The following is a 15,991-nucleotide window of genomic DNA, read 5'->3' as shown; positions in this document are numbered from 1 at the left end:
GCCACCAGGGTACGGTCCGACGGCCGACGTGCTCACCGCCTACGGTGATCGGTGATCGGGGTCCGCGGCCCCCGCCGGGGGACCCGCCCCGCCCCGCCGGTCGCCATGATCAGCCGCACGGCCCGGTAACGGTGCGGCCGAAGCGGTTCCAGATACTCCACCATGCCGGCGTCGTCGAGCGGCGCGCCGAGCAACGACCAGCCGACGATCTTCGCGAGGTGGTAGTCGCCCACCGACAGCGCGTCCGCGTCTCCGAAGGCGCGCTGTGCTACCTCGGCGGCGGTCCAGATTCCCACGCCCGGGATCGAGTGCAGTTTGCGCTGCGCCTCGGCGGGATCGAGGTCGACGAGCCGCTCGAGCCGGTCGTCCAGCTGGGCGCAGCGTACGACGGTGCGGGCCCGGCCGGGGTCGACGTTGGCGCGGTGGAACTCCCACGACGGAATGCGGCGCCACGTCTCGGCCGCCGGCGGCACCCGCATACCCTCCGGTGCCGGGCCGGGCGGGTCGTCGCCGAACCACGTGACGAGCCGCCGCCACGACGCGAACGCTGCGACGGCGTGCACCCGCTGTTCGAGGATCGCCGGGATCAGCGCCTCGAGCACGCGGCCGGTGCGCGGGATCCGCAGGGCAGGGAGACGTCGATGGGCCTCCGCCAGGCGCGGATGTTCGGGCCGGAACCCGGCCGGATCGTCCTCGGCGCCGAGCAGGGAGGGAAGACGGTCCGCCAGCTCCCCGGCTCCGGGGCCCCACGCCTGGCAGCGCGCGCCACGCGGACCGTCCTGCACGAGCCGGTAGGTGACCGGCCCCGATGCCAACCGGGACGTGCGCCACACCGCGTGCCCGTCGCGGCGGTGGCAGGGGTCGTAGGGGCCGCGCTGGAGCGGCTGCAACGTCAGCGCGACGTCCACCGGCCGGGGCAGCTCGGCGCGGACGACGAGCGCGCCGGTGCTGGGTGGAGCGGGGACGGGCACCGGTCCACCGTACTGTGCCGCCGTACCGGGCGACGAGGGGTGGACCGGCGGCGCCGGCCACGAGTGTGCACGTCTCGTGCCGACACCCCGACGAAGGCCGCGATTCGTGCACGGTCGCGGCGCGTCGGTGCCTCGGGCGCGACGTCGCCCCTGCCACGGGATATGGTCTGGCACATGATCATCGTGAGCACCGACGGTTCGTGCCTTCGAAACCCGGGCGGCGCCATCGGGTGGGCGTGGGTCAATCACGAAGGGCCGAGCCGGGCGGGCGGGGAGCGCTCCGGCACCAATCAGATCGCCGAGCTGCGGGCGCTGCTCGAGGCGCTGAAGGCCCACCCCGGCCCGGAGCCGATGATCATCGAATCCGACTCGCAGTACGCCATCAAGTGCGCCTCGGAGTGGCTGCCCGGATGGAAGCGCAAGGGCTGGAAGACGGCGACGGGCGCGCCGGTGAAGAACCTCGACCTGGTCCAGGCCATCGACCGCGTCCTCGCCGAGCGGTCCGGGCCGGTGCGGTTCCGCTGGGTGCGCGGGCACGTCGGCAACCACTTCAACGAACTCGCCGACAAACTGGCAGGCGAGGCGGCACGCGCCCAGGCGGCCGCCCCGATCGCATCCGCAATCGAACCGGCCGGGCCCGAGCCGACCACCGCGCCTGCGCGGCCCGAGCCGACCGCCGCGCCTGCGCGCGCCGCGAAGAAGGCGGTGCGCCGGACGGTGAAGGTGGTCGAGGAGGTCGAGCTCACGCTCTTCTGACGAGGCGTCAGAAGCCGCCGGCGACCTCGATCACCGCGCGGCCGGTGAACTTGCCGGCGCGCACCAGGTCGAGTACGGACACCAGCTCGCGCGCAGGGATTCGGCGCATGATGTCGGTCAGGTGCCGGGCGCGCAGGTCGCCCGCGAGACGCTCCCACAGCTCGCGCCGCGGGCCGATGGGCAGTTGCACCGAGTCGATTCCCAGTAGCGCGACGCTGCGCAGGATGAACGGCATCACCGTGGTCTGCAAGGCGGCGCCGCCGGTGAGCCCGCTCGCGGCGACCGCGCCGCCCCACTGCACGGTGCTGAGGACGTGGGCGAGGGTCGCGCCGCCCACGCAGTCCACGGCCCCTGCCCAGGTCGCCTTGCCGAGCGGGCGCGGTTTCGCGTCCGGGTCCTCGGGGAGCCGTCCGATCACCGACGCGGCGCCCAGCTCGCGGAGCAGGTCGTGAGCTTCCGGCTTGCCGGTCGAGGCCACCACCTCGAATCCGGCGGCGGCGAGGAGATCGACGCTGACGGTGCCCACGCCGCCGGAGGCGCCGGTGACGACGACGGGCCCGTCGTCCGGGGTGAGTCCGTGCCGCAGCAGCGCCTGCACGCTGAGCGCCGCGGTGAAGCCGGCGGTGCCGATGGCGGCGGCGTCGGCCGTGGAGAGCTCGCCGAGCCGGACCAGCTGATCGGCGGGCACGCGGGCGTACTCGGCGTAGCCGCCGTGCCGGCCGGTGCCGATCTCGTAGCCGTGCGCGAAGACCCGGTCGCCCGGCGCGAAGTCGGGGTGATCCGAGGTGACGACCTCACCGGCGAGGTCGATGCCAGGAATGATCGGGTAGGTGCGGACCACGCCGCCGCGCGGGACGACGGCGAGGGCGTCCTTGTAGTTGACGCTCGAATGCAGGACACGGACGGTGATGCCGTCGTCGGGCAGCATCGTCTCGTCGACGGTCTCGGGGGCGAAGTCGATCGCGTCGTCGTGCTCGCGCGCGACCCAGGCGGAGAACGTGGTGGAGGTCATGATCCGACCGTAGTGGTGGCGCGCTCGTCCGTGTGGAGACACGACATCTTGCCAACGGTAAGTAAAGGCATGCTAAGTTAGGCAACGCTTCGCTCAGTTCGGGGTGGGGCCGGGCTTCGAGAGCGGATCCGACTACCCCGGAAGTTCAATTTTCAAGGAGATTGCCCATGCGTATCCGGTTGTCCGCCGCCGTCGCCCTAGTCGCGGCCGCCTCGCTCGGGCTCTCGGCCTGCTCCTCCGACACCCCCTCCGACACGGCAGATACCGGCGCGACCATCGTCGTCAGTCATGCCCAGGGCGAGACCGAGGTGCCCGTCGATCCCGAACGGGTCGTGGTCTTCGACCAGAGCGTGCTGCAGTCCATGATCGACCTCGACCTGCCCGATGCCGTCGGCGTCCCCGCACTCACCAATTGGCCCGAATCGTTCGCGCGTTACCGAGGTGACGACGTCGCCAAGGTCGGCTCGCTGTTCGAACCCGACTTCGAGGCCGTCAACGCCCTCGATCCCGACCTCATCATCGTCGCCGCCCGGTCGGCCACCAGCTACGACGCGCTCAGCGAGATCGCCCCCACCGTCGACCTGTCCGTCGACTCCAAGGACTTCCTGAACAGCGTCGAGAAGCAGAACCGCAACCTCGCCGGCATCTTCGGAGCCGAGGACGCCTTCGAGGCGAAGTTCGGCGGAATCCGGGAATCGTTCGATGCCGTGTCCGCGAGCGCCGAACAGGCGAACCTGCGCGGGCTGATCCTGCGCGTCGAGGCCGCCGAGGTCACCGCGTACGGACCCGGATCCCGGTACGGGATCATCCACGACCTCGGCGTCGCGCCCGTCTCGGAGACCTTCGCCGACGACGTCGCCCACGGCGATGCCGTCTCCTTCGAGTACATCGCCCAGGCCGACCCCGATCTGATGTTCGTCCAGGACCGAGAGGCGCCCCTCGGCGACACCACCGGCCCGAACGCGTCCCGCGTGCTCGACAACCCGCTCGTCGGCGGCACCACCGCCGCCGAGGAAGGCCGGATCACCTACCTCGACCTGTACACCTGGTACATGGCGCCGAGCGCGCTGAGTTCCGTCCAGTCGCAGATCGACGTCGTCGGGCAGGCCGTCGGCAAGGCCGCGGCGGCATGACCTCCGCCCGCTCGTGAGTTCCCCGACAACGACCGGCAGGGCCGGCGACCGCACCGCGCGTGCGGCCGCCGGCCCCGCCGTGCGTCTGCGTCCCGTCCTGATCGGCGCCGCGATGCTCGCCGCCGCCGCCTTCGCATCCCTGTTCGTCGGGGTCGCCGACGTCACCCCCGCCGACCTGCTGCGCGGCGATACGGCGACCCTCGAGGTCTTCTTCGTCTCGCGCGTGCCCCGTCTGATCGCGATCCTGCTCGCCGGCGCCGCCCTGAGCGTGTCCGGCCTGATCATGCAGCATCTGACCCGCAACCGGTTCGTCGCACCGGACACCGCCGGCACCGTCGAATGGGCCCTGCTCGGCATCCTCGTCGCGACCCTGTTCCTCGGTGGACAGTCCGTGCTCGGCAAGATGCTCGTCGCCGTCGCCTTCTCCCTCGTCGGCACCTTCCTGTTCCTGCGGTTGCTGCGCCGCGTCCGGTTCACCGATATGATCGTCGTGCCGCTCGTCGGCCTCATGTTCGGCGGCGTCGTCATGGCCGTCACCACGTTCTTCGCCTACCGGCTCGAACTGATGCAGGCCCTGAACACCTGGACCAGTGGTGACTTCTCCGGCATCCTGCGCGGACGCTACGAGATCATCTGGGTCGTCGTCGCCGTCATGACCGTCGCCTATCTGTATGCCGACCGCTTCACCGTGGCCGGTCTCGGCGAGGGCTTCGCGAAGAACCTCGGCGTCCCGTACCAGCTGGTGATCAACATCGGCATGGTCGTCGTCGCCGTCACCACCGCCGTCGTCACCGTCGTCGTCGGCGCCATCCCGTTCCTCGGCCTCGTCGTGCCCAACCTCGTCACCATGGCGCTCGGCGACAACCTGCGCCGCGTCCTGCCGATCACCGCGCTCGCCGGCGCCGGATTCGTGCTCGTCTGCGACGTCTTCGGCCGCGTCATCCGCTACCCGTACGAGATCCCGGTCGGTACCGTCGCGAGCGTCGTCGGCGCCGTCGTATTCATCGCACTGATCCTGCGCACCCGGCGAGGTGCGCGATGAGCCCGGCCGTCGCCGCACCCTCCGCAACCCGTCGCCGGGACCCTGCCCGCGTGCTCGTCGTGCTCGGCGTCGTCGCCGCACTGGCAGTGTGCGCGTACCTGTTCCTCTTCGTCACCGGCTCGTGGGACTTCGCCATGAAGATCCGCAGCCGGCAGGTGCTGTCGATGGTGCTCGTCGGCTACGCCACCGCCTTCGCCGCGGTGATCTTCCAGACCGTCACCGCCAACCGCATCCTCACCCCGGGTGTGATGGGGTTCGACAGCCTGTTCATGCTGCTGCAGACCCTGGTGGTGTTCCTGTTCGGCGCGAGCGCCCTCGCGACACTGGATCCGCGCCTGAAGTTCGTGGTCGAGGTGCTCGCCATGGTCGGCTTCGCGCTCGTGCTGTTCCGATGGCTCTTCGACCGCGGATCGCGCGACCTGTACGTGCTGGTGCTCGTGGGCATCGTGCTCGGTGCCCTGTTCGGTGGGCTGTCGTCGCTGGTGTCGCGGCTGATCGACCCCAACGACTTCATGACGCTGCAGGACGTGCTGTTCGCCAGCTTCAACAACGTGCAGGTCGACCTGCTCGCCGTGTCGGCCCTGCTCGTCGTCGCAGCAACGGCGTTCTCGGTGCCGATGTTGCGTCAGCTCGACGTCGTCGCGCTGGGCCGCGAGCACGCGATCGGTCTCGGCGTCGACCACCGGCGCGTCGTCACCCGCACGCTGATCGTCGTCGCGGTGCTGGTCTCGGTGTCCACCGCGCTCGTCGGGCCCATCACGTTCCTCGGACTGCTGGTGGCCAACCTGGGGCGGGAACTCGTCGGCACCTTCCGGCACCGCTGGACGGTGCCCGCCGCAACGCTCGTCGCGATCGTCGCCCTGGTCGGCGGGCAGTTCGTCCTCGGCCGGCTGCTCGACTACAACTCGAGCCTCATCGTCGTCGTCAACTTCGTCGGCGGCATCTACTTCATCTCCCTGCTCGTGAGGGGTGCACGTCTGTGATTACCGTTCGGGATCTCGCCAAGAACTACGCCGGCACCACCGTGCTCGGGCCCGTCGATCTCGACGTCCCGCGCGGGGGCCTCACGTCGATCATCGGTGCCAACGGCGCCGGCAAGTCGACCCTGCTGACCATCGTCGCGCGGCTGCTCGACTCCGACGCCGGGTCGGTCAGCATCGACGGGCTCGACCTGCGGGCCACCCCCTCGGACGGGCTGGCCAGGAAACTGTCGGTGCTGCGCCAGGACAACACCACCGCGGTGCGGTTGTCGGTGCGTGAACTCGTCGAGTTCGGTCGCTTCCCGCATTCGAAGGGCCGGCTGTCGGCGTCCTGCCGCGACGCGGTCGACCGCGCCATCGAGTACACCGGCCTGGGCGGGTTCGAGCACCGCTTCCTCGACCAGCTCTCCGGCGGGCAGCGGCAGCGCGCGTTCGTCGCGATGGTGCTCGCCCAGGACACCGACTACGTGCTGCTCGACGAACCGCTCAACAACCTGGACATGAAGCACTCGCAGCACATGATGCAGCTGCTGCGACGGATGGCCCACGAGATGGGCAAGACCGTGATCCTGGTGATCCACGACATCAACTTCGCGTCGTGCCACTCCGATCGCATCGTCGCGATGCGCGACGGCGCCGTCGTCGCCGACGGGGACGTCGACGAGATCCTCCGGCCCGAGGTGCTGCGCAAGGTCTACGACATGGACATCGCCGTGCACGAGATCGACGGCCGTCGCATCGCCGTGTACTTCTGAGGCGCCGTCGGCGCCGGTGCGTCCTTCGGGTGGCTGAGAGAGTGTTGTGGAACCCGCGCTGTCAGTCGGTGAGGTCCTCTGCTAGCCGGCGTGCCGCTTCGGCTTCGATCGGACCGCGGGGCTCGATGTCTTCGCCGGCCAGGCGGGCCGCCATGAGCCTGATCATCGCGACCTGGATCATGGCCTCGGCATGTGCCGTCTTGCGTTCGTAGTCCCGTGCCAACCGTCTACACCTCGTCAACCATCCGAAGGTCCTCTCGACCACCCACCGCCGGGGCAGCACCTGGAAGCCTTTCACGTCCGCGTTGCGAGGTACCACCACGACCTCGAGATTCTCGGTGCGGGCCGCCCAGTCGACCAGGCCCGCATCGACCGAGTTGACGTACCCGCCGTCGACCCACACCAGCCCCAAGCCGGGGAACCGGGTCCGGGCCCCGGCCAGCACCAGCCGGGCCCCGGCCCGGTCCTGCACCGACGCCGAGTGCACCAGCCCGACCAACATCAACCCGAGGGTGTCGACCAGCAGATGACGCTTGCGGCCCCGGACGCGTTTGCCGGCGTCGTAGCCGATCTGCTCGCCGCCCTCGCTGCTGCGCACCGACTGCGAGTCCAGCACCGCCGCCGATGGCTGCGGATCACGTCCGTCGTTGGCACGCAACCGATCTCGCAGGGTGTCGTGGATGCGCGCCCAGGTGCCGTCCGCGCTCCAGGCGGCGAAGATCCGGTAGGCGGTGCTCCACGGGGCCAGATCGTGCGGGACCAGCCGCCAGGCGCAGCCGGTGGCCAGCACGTACAAGATCGTGTCGACGACCAGTCGGCGCGGGTGCACCGGCGGCCGGCCCCCGAGCCGCGGACTCGGTCGAGGCAGCAGCGGTTCGATCACCGCCCACTGCGCATCGGTCAGCGACGAGTCGTAGGCGGGCTTGCACACACACGGACACACGTACCGAGACGATCATCGATCACGTTCGGATACCACGGCCGACACGCCGCGTCCGCACAGGGTTCCACAACACTCTCTGAGGCAGCCCGAAAGACGCACCGCCGGCGGGGCCGCTACCTTCGGGGGATGGACGAAGCGCAGCAGGTAGCCGACTTCCGGGACCGGCACGGCCTCGACGGCCTGATCGACGTGCACACCCACTTCATGCCCAAGAGCGTCATGGACAAGGTGTGGGGATACTTCGATTCCGCCGGACCGCTCGTGGGCCGCGAATGGCCCATCACCTACCGGCACGCCGAGGAGGAACGCGTCGAGCGGCTGCGGCGTTTCGAGGTTCGCCGGTTCACGGCGATGCTCTACCCGCACAAGCCCGTGATGGCCGCATGGCTGAACTCCTGGGCAGTGGACTTCGCCGCCCGCACCCCCGACTGCCTGCACACCGCGACGTTCTATCCCGAGCCCGAGGCGGGCGACTACGTCGCCGCGGCGCTCGAGCACGGCGCGCGGGTGTTCAAGTCGCACATCCAGGTCGGCGACTACGACCCCAACGATCCGCTGCTCGATCCGGTGTGGGGACTGCTCGAGGACGCCGGCGTGCCGATCGTCATCCACTGCGGCTCGGGGCCGGCGCCGGGGACGCACACCGGGCCCCGGCCGGTCGCCGCACTGCTGGAACGATTCCCGCGGCTCACGCTGATCGTCGCGCACATGGGCATGCCCGAGTACCGCGAGTTCCTCGATCTGGCCGAGAAGTATCCGCGGGTACATCTGGACACGACCATGGCGTTCACCGATTTCACCCAGGAGTCGATGCCGTTCCCGGACGACGAGCTGCCGCGGCTGCGGGCGCTGGGATCGAAGGTGCTGTTCGGCAGCGACTTCCCGAACATCCCGTACCCGTACATCCATCAGCTCGAGGCGGTCGAACGGCTCGGCCTCGGCAGCGAATGGGTCCGCGCGGTGTGCTGGGACAACGCGGAGGCTTTGTTCGGCTCGGTATGAGCCGGGAGCTGGGTGGCCGAATGTCACACCGGTTCGATGTGATCGAACCGGTGTGACATTCGGTCGGTCAGGTGCAGCAGTGGGGGTCGAGGACGAGACGTAGCGCCTGCAATGCGTCGCTGCAGGCACGGTGGTGGACGTTCATGCCGCGGCGTGTCGATTGCACCATCCCCGCCTTGCGCAGCTGGCCCAGGTGATGGCTGACGGTCGACTCCGTCAACCCCACGGCCGACGCCAGGTCGCACGTGCACACGTCGTCCTCCCGTGTGGTGAGCAGGATCGACATCAGCTGGATCCGGGTCGGGTCGGCGAGTGCCTTGAGTCGCAGCGCCACCTCGAGGGCGGCCTGCTCGTTCATCGGTGCGGCCGAGACCGGCGCGCAGCAGATGGGGGCGGAGACGTCGACAACCGGGAGCGCCTTGGGCATATCCCCATCATCCATCCCTCTTGACATATGTCAAAAAGGTGGTGACAGTTGACCTACGAATTCGATGTATGTCTCACAGGTGGAGGTCATCATGTCCCGCGTCCAGCTCGCCCTCAACGTCGACGACCTGCAGGAGGCCGTGACGTTCTACACGAAGTTGTTCGGCACCGAGCCGGCCAAGCTGAAGCCCGGCTACGCGAACTTCGCGATCGCCGAGCCACCGCTGAAGCTCGTCCTGATCGAGAACGCGGGCAAGGGCGGCTCGATCAACCATCTCGGCGTCGAGGTCGACTCGAGCGAGAAGGTGCACTCCGAGATCGCCCGCCTCACGGACGAAGGCCTGTTCACGGACGAGGAGATCGGCACCACCTGCTGCTTCGCCACCCAGGACAAGGTGTGGGTCACCGGCCCGGCGGGGGAGAAGTGGGAGGTCTACACCGTCCTCGCCGACAGCGAGACCTTCGGTACGAGCCCGAAGCTGCTCGACCAGGGCGAGAACTCGGAGGGAGTGTGCTGTGGCTCCGTCGTCGAGCGGGAAGCGGCCGCCGCCGAGCAGCAGGCGCCGGCCGCGGGGACCTGCTGCTGAGCGACGTCCACGGCCCGCTACGGACGCACGTCCGTAGCGGGCCCGATCCGTCGGAGACGCGTCGTCGGCACCTCCGTACCGCCGCAATCCGGTGCCGGACACCCGGCCGGAGCCCTATCGTGAGGGGATGACTGCCGACGAGCGCAGTGGCGGGGCGACGGGCGGGCGTCCGGCCCGGCCGTCGGAGGAACTCACGCCGCTGCCGGATCTGGTGCACGGCCGTCCCCGCGCCGGCCCGGTGCGCCGGCGTCGGCCCGTGTATGTGGACCTGTTGCCGCCGTGCAACGCCCGGTGCCCCGCGGGGGAGAACATCCAGGCGTGGCTGGCGCACGCGAAGGCCGGCCGGTACGAGCAGGCCTGGCGGCAACTGGTCGCCGACAATCCGTTCGCCGCCATCCACGGCCGGGTGTGCTACCACCCCTGCGAATCCGTCTGCAATCGCGCCACTCTCGACAGCGCCGTGTCCATCCATTCGGTGGAGCGGTTTCTCGGTGACCGGGCGCGGGAGCAGGGCTGGATGTTCGAGCCGCCGCCCGCCCGCAGCGGCAAGCGGGTACTGGTGATCGGTGCCGGGCCGAGCGGGCTGTCCGCCGCCTGTCACCTCGCCCGCCGCGGCCACGACGTCGAGATCCGTGACGCCGGCGCCGAGGCCGGCGGGATGATGCGCTACGGCATTCCGAACTACCGTCTTCCGCGCGACGTGCTCGAAGCTGAGCTGGAGCGGGTCGCAGCACTGGGCGTGCAGTTGACCTGTAACCACCGGGTCGAGGATCTCGCGGCGGAACGCGCGGAGGGTGGTTTCGACGCGGTGTTCGTCGCGGTCGGGGCGCATCTGGCCAAACGGGTCGACATCCCGGCCTGCGACGCGGGCACGATGATCGACGCGGTCTCGTTCCTGCGCAGTGTCGCCTCCGGGGAGAACCCGGCCGTCGGGCGGCACGTGCCGTCTACGGCGCCGGCAACACGGCAATGGACGCGGCCCGGGTGGCCCGTCGGCTCGGGGCCGAGGACGCGGTCATCGTCTATCGGCGCACCCGCGAGCAGATGCCCGCCCACGAGGAGGAAGCCGAGGACGCCGAACGCGAAGGTGTGCGGATCAATTGGCTGCGCACGGTCACCGCCTTCGACGGTCCCGAACTGCAGGTCGAGGTCATGGAACTCGACGAGTCCGGTCGTCCACGGCCGACCGGGCGTTTCGAGACCCTGGCCGCGGACACCCTGATCATGGCGATCGGCCAGGAGACGGAGTCGGCGTTCATGCGCACGCTGCCCGGCGTCGAGTTCGAGCGCGACGGCAGCGTGCGGGTGGACGGGTCGCTGATGACCGGCTGCCCCGGGGTGTTCGCAGGCGGCGACATGGTGCCCGGCGAGCGCACCGTGACGGTCGGGGTGGGGCACGGGAAGAAGGCGGCGCACCACATCGACGCCTGGTTGCGTCGGGCGTCTGCCGAGCGGCCCGCCAAGCATCCGATCGCGACGTTCGACCAGCTGCACCTGTGGTATTTCGCCGACGCGGATCGGCGGGTGCAGCCGGAATTGGCTGTTGAGCAACGACTTTCCGGGTTCGACGAGGTGGTCGGCGGGGTGTCGGCCGAGGCGGCGACATTCGAGGCGGGCCGGTGCCTGTCGTGCGGCAACTGCTTCGAGTGCGACGGCTGTCTCGGCGCGTGCCCGGAGGACGCGATCGTCAAGTTGGGTGCCGGCCACGGCTACCGGTACGACTACGACAAGTGCACCGGCTGCGCGGAGTGCTTCGAGCAGTGCCCGGTCCACGCGATCGAAATGTTTCCGGAGCCGACATGACGCGTGCCACGGTGGACGGTAACGAGGCGGCCGTGTCGGTTGCCTACCGGCTCAACGAAGTGTGCTGCATCTATCCGATCACTCCGTCGTCGGCGATGGCCGAGCTGGCCGACGAATGGTCCAGCCGGCACCGGCCGAATCTGTGGGGCACCGTGCCGAGTGTGGTGGAGATGCAGAGCGAGGCCGGCGCGGCGGGGGCGCTGCACGGCGCACTGCAGGGCGGGGCACTGGCGACGACGTTCACCGCGTCACAGGGACTGCTGCTGATGATCCCGAACATGTACAAGATCGCCGGCGAGCTGACCTCGGCGGTCATGCACGTCGCTGCCCGGTCCCTGGCCGCACAGGGGCTGTCGATATTCGGCGACCATTCGGACGTGATGGCGGTGCGCCAGACCGGATTCGCGTTGCTCGCCTCGGCGTCGGTGCAGGAGGCACACGATCTGGCGCTGGTGGCGCAGGCCGCCACCCTGCGGACGCGGGTGCCGTTCGTGCACTTCTTCGACGGCTTCCGCACCTCCCACGAACTCAACACCATCGAGACGCTGGCCGACGACGACCTGCGTGCCCTGGTGCCCGAGGAGCTGATCCGAGAGCATCGCGAACGCGCGTTGTCGCCGGAGCGGCCCTTCATCCGGGGCACCGCGCAGAACCCGGACACCTACTTCCAGGCGCGTGAGACGGTCAATCCGTTCTATGCCCGGGTTCCGGGGGTGGTGGACGAGCTGATGACGCAGTTGGGGGAGCGCACCGGACGCGACATGCGCATCGTCGAGTACACCGGGCATCCCGAGGCGGACCGCGTGCTGGTGCTGATGGGATCCGGTGCGCACACCGCAGCCGAAACCGCTGCCGCGCTCACCGCCCGCGGTGAGCGGGTCGGGGTGGTGCAGGTGCGGCTGTATCGGCCCTTCCCCGCCGAGGCGCTGCTGGCGGCACTGCCGGCGACGGTGCGCACGCTCGGCGTGCTGGACCGCACCAAGGAGCCCGGTTCGCACGGCGAGCCGCTGTATCTCGACGTCGTCGCGGCCCTCGCGGAGGCGCATGCCGATGGTGAGCGGGCCGTCATGCCCAGGGTCTGCGGCGGACGCTACGGTCTGTCGTCGAAGGAGTTCACACCCGGCATGGTCGCCGGCGTCTTCGCCGAGCTCGCCCGTGAGCGGCCCCGCCGCCGGTTCACCGTGGGCATCGACGACGACGTGACCGGCACCAGCATCACCTACGACCCGTCCTTCGACATCGAATCCTCCGACACCGTGCGGGCGATCTTCTACGGCCTGGGCTCGGACGGCACGGTCGGGGCCAACAAGAACACCATCAAGATTCTCGGCGACGAGGAACACCTGCACGCACAGGGCTACTTCGTCTACGACTCGAAAAAGTCCGGTTCGCAGACGTTTTCGCATCTTCGCTTCGGGCCGCGGCCCATCCGCGCACCGTATCTGGTGAGCCGCGCGGACCTCGTCGGATGCCATCAGTTCCGATTCCTCGACAAGATCGACGTCTTGGGACCGGCTGCGCCGGGATCGACCCTGCTGCTGAACTGCAGACACCGGCCCGACAAGGTCTGGGACGCGCTCCCTCGCCGGGCCCAGGAACAGATCCTCGACAAGGGGATCACGCTGTATGCGGTCGACGCGGGCCGGATCGCTCGTGAGGTCGGGCTCGCCGGGCGGATCAATGTCGTGTTGCAGACCTGCTTCTTCGCGATCTCGGATGTGCTGCCGCGTGAGCAGGCCGTCGCCCGGATCAAGAAGTCGGTGGAGAAGACCTACGGCAACCGTGGAGCCGACGTGCTGCGGCGCGAACTGGCCGCGGTGGACCGGGCATTGGAAGAGTTGCACCGGATCGATGTGCCCGATCGGGTGACCACCACACGGGTGCCGGCGCCGATCGTGCCCGAGCGCGCGCCCGAGTTCGTCCGCACCGTCACCGCGGAGATGATGGCCGGGCGCGGGGATTCCCTGCCGGTCAGCGCGTTTCCCGTGGACGGTACCTATCCGAGCGGCACCACCGCGTACGAGAAGCGCAACATTTCGGAACTGGTCGCAGTGTGGGACCCGGACACCTGTATCCAGTGCGGAAACTGCAGTCTTGTCTGTCCGCACAGCGTGATCCGCACCAAGTTCTACGACAAGTCCCACTTGGACGGTGCCCCGGAGCAGTTCGGCTCGGCGGCCCTGGGTGCTGTGGGCCTGCCGGATGCCCGGTACACCCTGCAGGTCTACGCCGAGGACTGCACCGGATGCGGGTTGTGCGTCGAGGCCTGTCCTGCCGTGGCCCCCGGCGCGACGACCACCAAGGCCATCAATCTCGCACCCCGCGAACCGCGGGTGGCCCCCGAACGCGAGAACATCGTCTTCTTCGAGAAGCTGCCGACGGCCGACCGGGCCCGGGTGGACTTCGGCACCGTCCGCGGAACCCAGTTCCTGGAGCCGCTGTTCGAATTTCCCGGCGCCTGTGCGGGCTGCGGGGAGACCCCGTACCTCAAGCTGCTCTCCCAACTGTTCGGCGACCGGTTGACGATCGCGAACGCCACGGGCTGCTCGTCGATCTACGGCGGCAATCTGCCCACCACCCCCTGGACGACCAACGCGGACGGACGCGGTCCCGCCTGGTCCAATTCCCTGTTCGAGGACAACGCCGAATTCGGGCTCGGGTTCCGGCTGGCCGCCGACGAGCACACCCGGCTCGCCCGGCGGCGCCTGACCGAACTGCGGGAGGCGATCGGTGCCGACCTCGTCGACGGCATCCTGACGGCGCCGCAGCTGCGCGAGTCCGAGCTGCGCGCCCAGCGGGAGCGGGTGGCCGAACTCGAAACCCGTATCGCAGAGCTGGATTCCGCTACGACGGCGGACCTGCGCAGTGTGCTCGACCATCTGGTGCGGCGTAGCGTGTGGATCGTCGGCGGCGACGGCTGGGCCTACGACATCGGTGCCGGGGGTCTCGACCACGTCCTGGCCAGCGGCCGTAACGTCAACGTCCTGGTCCTCGACACCGAGGTGTATTCCAACACCGGGGGGCAGATGTCCAAGGCCACCCCGCTCGGGGCGATCGCGAAGTTCGCCGCCGGCGGCAAGACGGTCCCGATGAAGGACCTCGCGTTGCAGGCCATCGCCTACGGCAATGTCTACGTGGCCCGGGTCGCGATGGGAGCGGATCCGCAGCACACGTTGCAGGCGATGCGGGAAGCCGAAGCCTACGAAGGCCCTTCGCTCGTGATCGCCTACAGTCAGTGCATCGCGCACGGCATCGACATGCGTCACGGGATGGACCAGCAGTATCGCGCGGTAGCCAGCGGGCACTGGCCGCTGATCCGCTACGACCCGATGTTGCGGGCGGCCGGGGAGAATCCGTTCCTGCTCGATTCCCACCGGCCGAGGATTCCGCTCGAGGACTACCGCAGTCGTGAACTGCGGTACCGCGCACTCGCCAACACCGATCCGGAGGAATACGACCGACTTCTCGGTCTCGCCGAGGAGGCGATCGCTCAGCGCTGGGACCGGTACGAGGACATGGCATCGCGAGGATCGCACCACTTCACCGCCGACGCCCGCAAGGACCGTTGATGGACCTGTCGACGCGCTATCTGGGCCTGTCCCTACCGAATCCTCTGGTGGCGGCGGCATCTCCACTGTCCCGGACGGTCGACGGTGTCCGCCGGCTCGCCGAGGCAGGCGTCGGGGCGGTGGTGCTCTATTCACTGTTCGAAGAGCAGCTGCTGCGCGAAGCGGAGCGCAATGCGGCACTGACCGAGCACGGTTCGCAGAGCTACGCCGAATCCTTGTCGTACTTTCCGGAGGAAACCGTCGAGGACCACGGACCGCGCCGCTATCTGAGTCTGCTCGAACGCGCCGCGCAGGCGGTCGCTGTCCCGGTGATCGGCAGCCTGAACGGCGTCACCCCGGGCGGGTGGGCGGGTTATGCCCGGTCGATGCAGGATGCCGGCGCGGCCGCGATCGAGCTGAACATCTACTACCTGCCCGGTGATCCGCACATCAGCGGCCGGGACGTCGAACAACGCCACTTGGACGTCCTTGGCCGGGTCGAGGACGCCGTCACCGTGCCGGTGGCGGTCAAGGTGAGCCCCCAGTTCAGTTCGATCGGTGAGATGGCGCTGCGCCTCGACGAGGCCGGGGCCGACGGGCTGGTGCTGTTCAACCGGTTCCTGCAACCCGACATCGATCCCGAAACCCTCACCGTGGTTCCTGGCGTGAGCCTCTCGACGTCCGTCGAGACCCGGTTGCCGCAGACCTGGATCGCGTTGCTGCGGGGACGGGTGCGTGCCGACCTGGCCGCGACGACCGGCGTCGAGGACGCCACCGATGTGATCAAGTACCTGCTCGCCGGCGCGGACGTCGTGCAGTCCGCCTCGGCGTTGTTGCGTCACGGTCCCGAGTACGCCGCCGTCCTGCTCGACGGCGTGCGCGAGTGGATGCGCCGCAAGGGATACCGCAGCGTCGGCGAGTTCCGGGGGATGCTCGCCGGACCGCCCGGCGCGGACGGGACCGGCCGCGGACGTGGCGACTACGTGAGCGCGCTGCGCGAGGCCGACCACCGCGCCTACGGCGTCCCGTGAGG

Annotated in this window: 13 protein-coding genes and 1 pseudogene; 10 read left to right on the top strand and 4 right to left on the bottom strand. The window is 69.4% G+C overall.

Features of this window, described 5'->3' with window-relative positions:
- Positions 1-32: 32 nt before the first annotated feature.
- Positions 33-971, bottom strand: a complete 939-nt coding sequence (locus ACM26Y_RS22620) for a DNA-3-methyladenine glycosylase family protein (RefSeq protein WP_416062029.1) — start codon at positions 969-971, stop codon at positions 33-35.
- 174 nt (positions 972-1,145) lie between these two features.
- Here ACM26Y_RS22620 and ACM26Y_RS22615 point away from each other — a divergent pair, with 174 nt between their 5' ends.
- The gene (locus ACM26Y_RS22615) at positions 1,146-1,727 is read left to right on the top strand and encodes a ribonuclease H family protein (protein WP_416062028.1); all 582 of its coding nucleotides are present in this window, start codon (positions 1,146-1,148) and stop codon (positions 1,725-1,727) included.
- A gap of 7 nt (positions 1,728-1,734) precedes the next feature.
- On the opposite strand, the gene ACM26Y_RS22610 is transcribed toward ACM26Y_RS22615, so the two are convergent.
- The gene (locus ACM26Y_RS22610; protein WP_416062027.1) at positions 1,735-2,739 is read right to left on the bottom strand and encodes an acryloyl-CoA reductase; all 1,005 of its coding nucleotides are present in this window, start codon (positions 2,737-2,739) and stop codon (positions 1,735-1,737) included.
- A gap of 167 nt (positions 2,740-2,906) precedes the next feature.
- Here ACM26Y_RS22610 and ACM26Y_RS22605 point away from each other — a divergent pair, with 167 nt between their 5' ends.
- The 4 genes from ACM26Y_RS22605 to ACM26Y_RS22590 are packed head-to-tail and all read left to right on the top strand — an operon-like array spanning position 2,907 to position 6,649.
- The gene (locus tag ACM26Y_RS22605) at positions 2,907-3,872 is read left to right on the top strand and encodes a siderophore ABC transporter substrate-binding protein (protein ID WP_416062026.1); all 966 of its coding nucleotides are present in this window, start codon (positions 2,907-2,909) and stop codon (positions 3,870-3,872) included.
- Between the two features lie 13 nt (positions 3,873-3,885).
- Complete coding sequence (locus ACM26Y_RS22600) at positions 3,886-4,914, top strand: ABC transporter permease (RefSeq protein WP_416062025.1); 1,029 nt, start codon at positions 3,886-3,888, stop codon at positions 4,912-4,914.
- Positions 4,911-5,897 (top strand): iron chelate uptake ABC transporter family permease subunit, encoded by a 987-nt coding sequence (locus ACM26Y_RS22595; RefSeq protein WP_416062024.1) that lies wholly within the window; start codon positions 4,911-4,913, stop codon positions 5,895-5,897. The genes ACM26Y_RS22600 and ACM26Y_RS22595 overlap by 4 nt, the downstream gene beginning before the upstream one ends.
- Positions 5,894-6,649: an ABC transporter ATP-binding protein gene (locus ACM26Y_RS22590; protein WP_054373030.1), complete on the top strand. Its 756-nt coding sequence runs from the start codon at positions 5,894-5,896 to the stop codon at positions 6,647-6,649. The genes ACM26Y_RS22595 and ACM26Y_RS22590 overlap by 4 nt, the downstream gene beginning before the upstream one ends.
- A 61-nt stretch (positions 6,650-6,710) precedes the next feature.
- Here the strand turns inward: ACM26Y_RS22590 and ACM26Y_RS22585 are convergent, their stop codons facing one another.
- On the bottom strand, positions 6,711-7,580 hold the full coding sequence (locus tag ACM26Y_RS22585; RefSeq protein WP_235431173.1) for an IS5 family transposase: 870 nt from the start codon (positions 7,578-7,580) through the stop codon (positions 6,711-6,713).
- A 138-nt stretch (positions 7,581-7,718) separates the two neighbouring features.
- On the opposite strand from ACM26Y_RS22585, the gene ACM26Y_RS22580 reads away from it, so the two are divergent.
- Entirely contained in the window at positions 7,719-8,594 is an 876-nt protein-coding gene (locus ACM26Y_RS22580) for an amidohydrolase family protein (protein WP_416062023.1), read from the top strand.
- Between the two features lie 67 nt (positions 8,595-8,661).
- Here the strand turns inward: ACM26Y_RS22580 and ACM26Y_RS22575 are convergent, their stop codons facing one another.
- Positions 8,662-9,021 (bottom strand): Rv2640c family ArsR-like transcriptional regulator, encoded by a 360-nt coding sequence (locus tag ACM26Y_RS22575; protein WP_003934355.1) that lies wholly within the window; start codon positions 9,019-9,021, stop codon positions 8,662-8,664.
- A 91-nt stretch (positions 9,022-9,112) separates the two neighbouring features.
- On the opposite strand from ACM26Y_RS22575, the gene ACM26Y_RS22570 reads away from it, so the two are divergent.
- The 4 genes and pseudogenes from ACM26Y_RS22570 (at position 9,113) to ACM26Y_RS22555 (ending at position 15,989) form a co-directional block, all read left to right on the top strand.
- Positions 9,113-9,607, top strand: coding sequence for an ArsI/CadI family heavy metal resistance metalloenzyme (locus ACM26Y_RS22570; RefSeq protein WP_416062022.1), 495 nt, complete (start codon positions 9,113-9,115; stop codon positions 9,605-9,607).
- Positions 9,608-9,734: 127 nt separating this feature from the next.
- A pseudogene (locus tag ACM26Y_RS22565) lies at positions 9,735-11,410 on the top strand (NAD(P)-binding protein).
- Positions 11,407-14,979, top strand: coding sequence for a pyruvate:ferredoxin (flavodoxin) oxidoreductase (gene nifJ, locus ACM26Y_RS22560; protein WP_416062021.1), 3,573 nt, complete (start codon positions 11,407-11,409; stop codon positions 14,977-14,979). The pseudogene ACM26Y_RS22565 and the gene nifJ overlap by 4 nt, the downstream one beginning before the upstream one ends.
- Positions 14,979-15,989: a dihydroorotate dehydrogenase-like protein gene (locus tag ACM26Y_RS22555; RefSeq protein WP_416062020.1), complete on the top strand. Its 1,011-nt coding sequence runs from the start codon at positions 14,979-14,981 to the stop codon at positions 15,987-15,989. Before nifJ ends, ACM26Y_RS22555 begins: the two co-directional genes overlap by 1 nt.
- Positions 15,990-15,991 lie beyond the last annotated feature (2 nt).

The organism is Rhodococcus indonesiensis, from assembly GCF_047782815.1.
In the GTDB taxonomy this organism is placed as follows: Bacteria; Actinomycetota; Actinomycetes; order Mycobacteriales; family Mycobacteriaceae; genus Rhodococcus; species Rhodococcus indonesiensis.
This window is presented reverse-complemented; position numbering and strand designations above follow the sequence as displayed.

What these genes read in the sequence shown, in the direction of transcription:
- ACM26Y_RS22555 (WP_416062020.1), top strand. Translation starts at nt 14,979, where the DNA reads ATGGACCTGTCGACGCGCTATCTGGGCCTGTCCCTACCGAATCCTCTG.
- ACM26Y_RS22605 (WP_416062026.1), top strand. Translation starts at nt 2,907, where the DNA reads ATGCGTATCCGGTTGTCCGCCGCCGTCGCCCTAGTCGCGGCCGCCTCG.
- ACM26Y_RS22610 (WP_416062027.1), bottom strand. Translation starts at nt 2,739, where the DNA reads ATGACCTCCACCACGTTCTCCGCCTGGGTCGCGCGCGAGCACGACGAC.
- ACM26Y_RS22580 (WP_416062023.1), top strand. Translation starts at nt 7,719, where the DNA reads ATGGACGAAGCGCAGCAGGTAGCCGACTTCCGGGACCGGCACGGCCTC.
- ACM26Y_RS22595 (WP_416062024.1), top strand. Translation starts at nt 4,911, where the DNA reads ATGAGCCCGGCCGTCGCCGCACCCTCCGCAACCCGTCGCCGGGACCCT.
- ACM26Y_RS22575 (WP_003934355.1), bottom strand. Translation starts at nt 9,021, where the DNA reads ATGCCCAAGGCGCTCCCGGTTGTCGACGTCTCCGCCCCCATCTGCTGC.
- nifJ (WP_416062021.1), top strand. Translation starts at nt 11,407, where the DNA reads ATGACGCGTGCCACGGTGGACGGTAACGAGGCGGCCGTGTCGGTTGCC.
- ACM26Y_RS22570 (WP_416062022.1), top strand. Translation starts at nt 9,113, where the DNA reads ATGTCCCGCGTCCAGCTCGCCCTCAACGTCGACGACCTGCAGGAGGCC.
- ACM26Y_RS22615 (WP_416062028.1), top strand. Translation starts at nt 1,146, where the DNA reads ATGATCATCGTGAGCACCGACGGTTCGTGCCTTCGAAACCCGGGCGGC.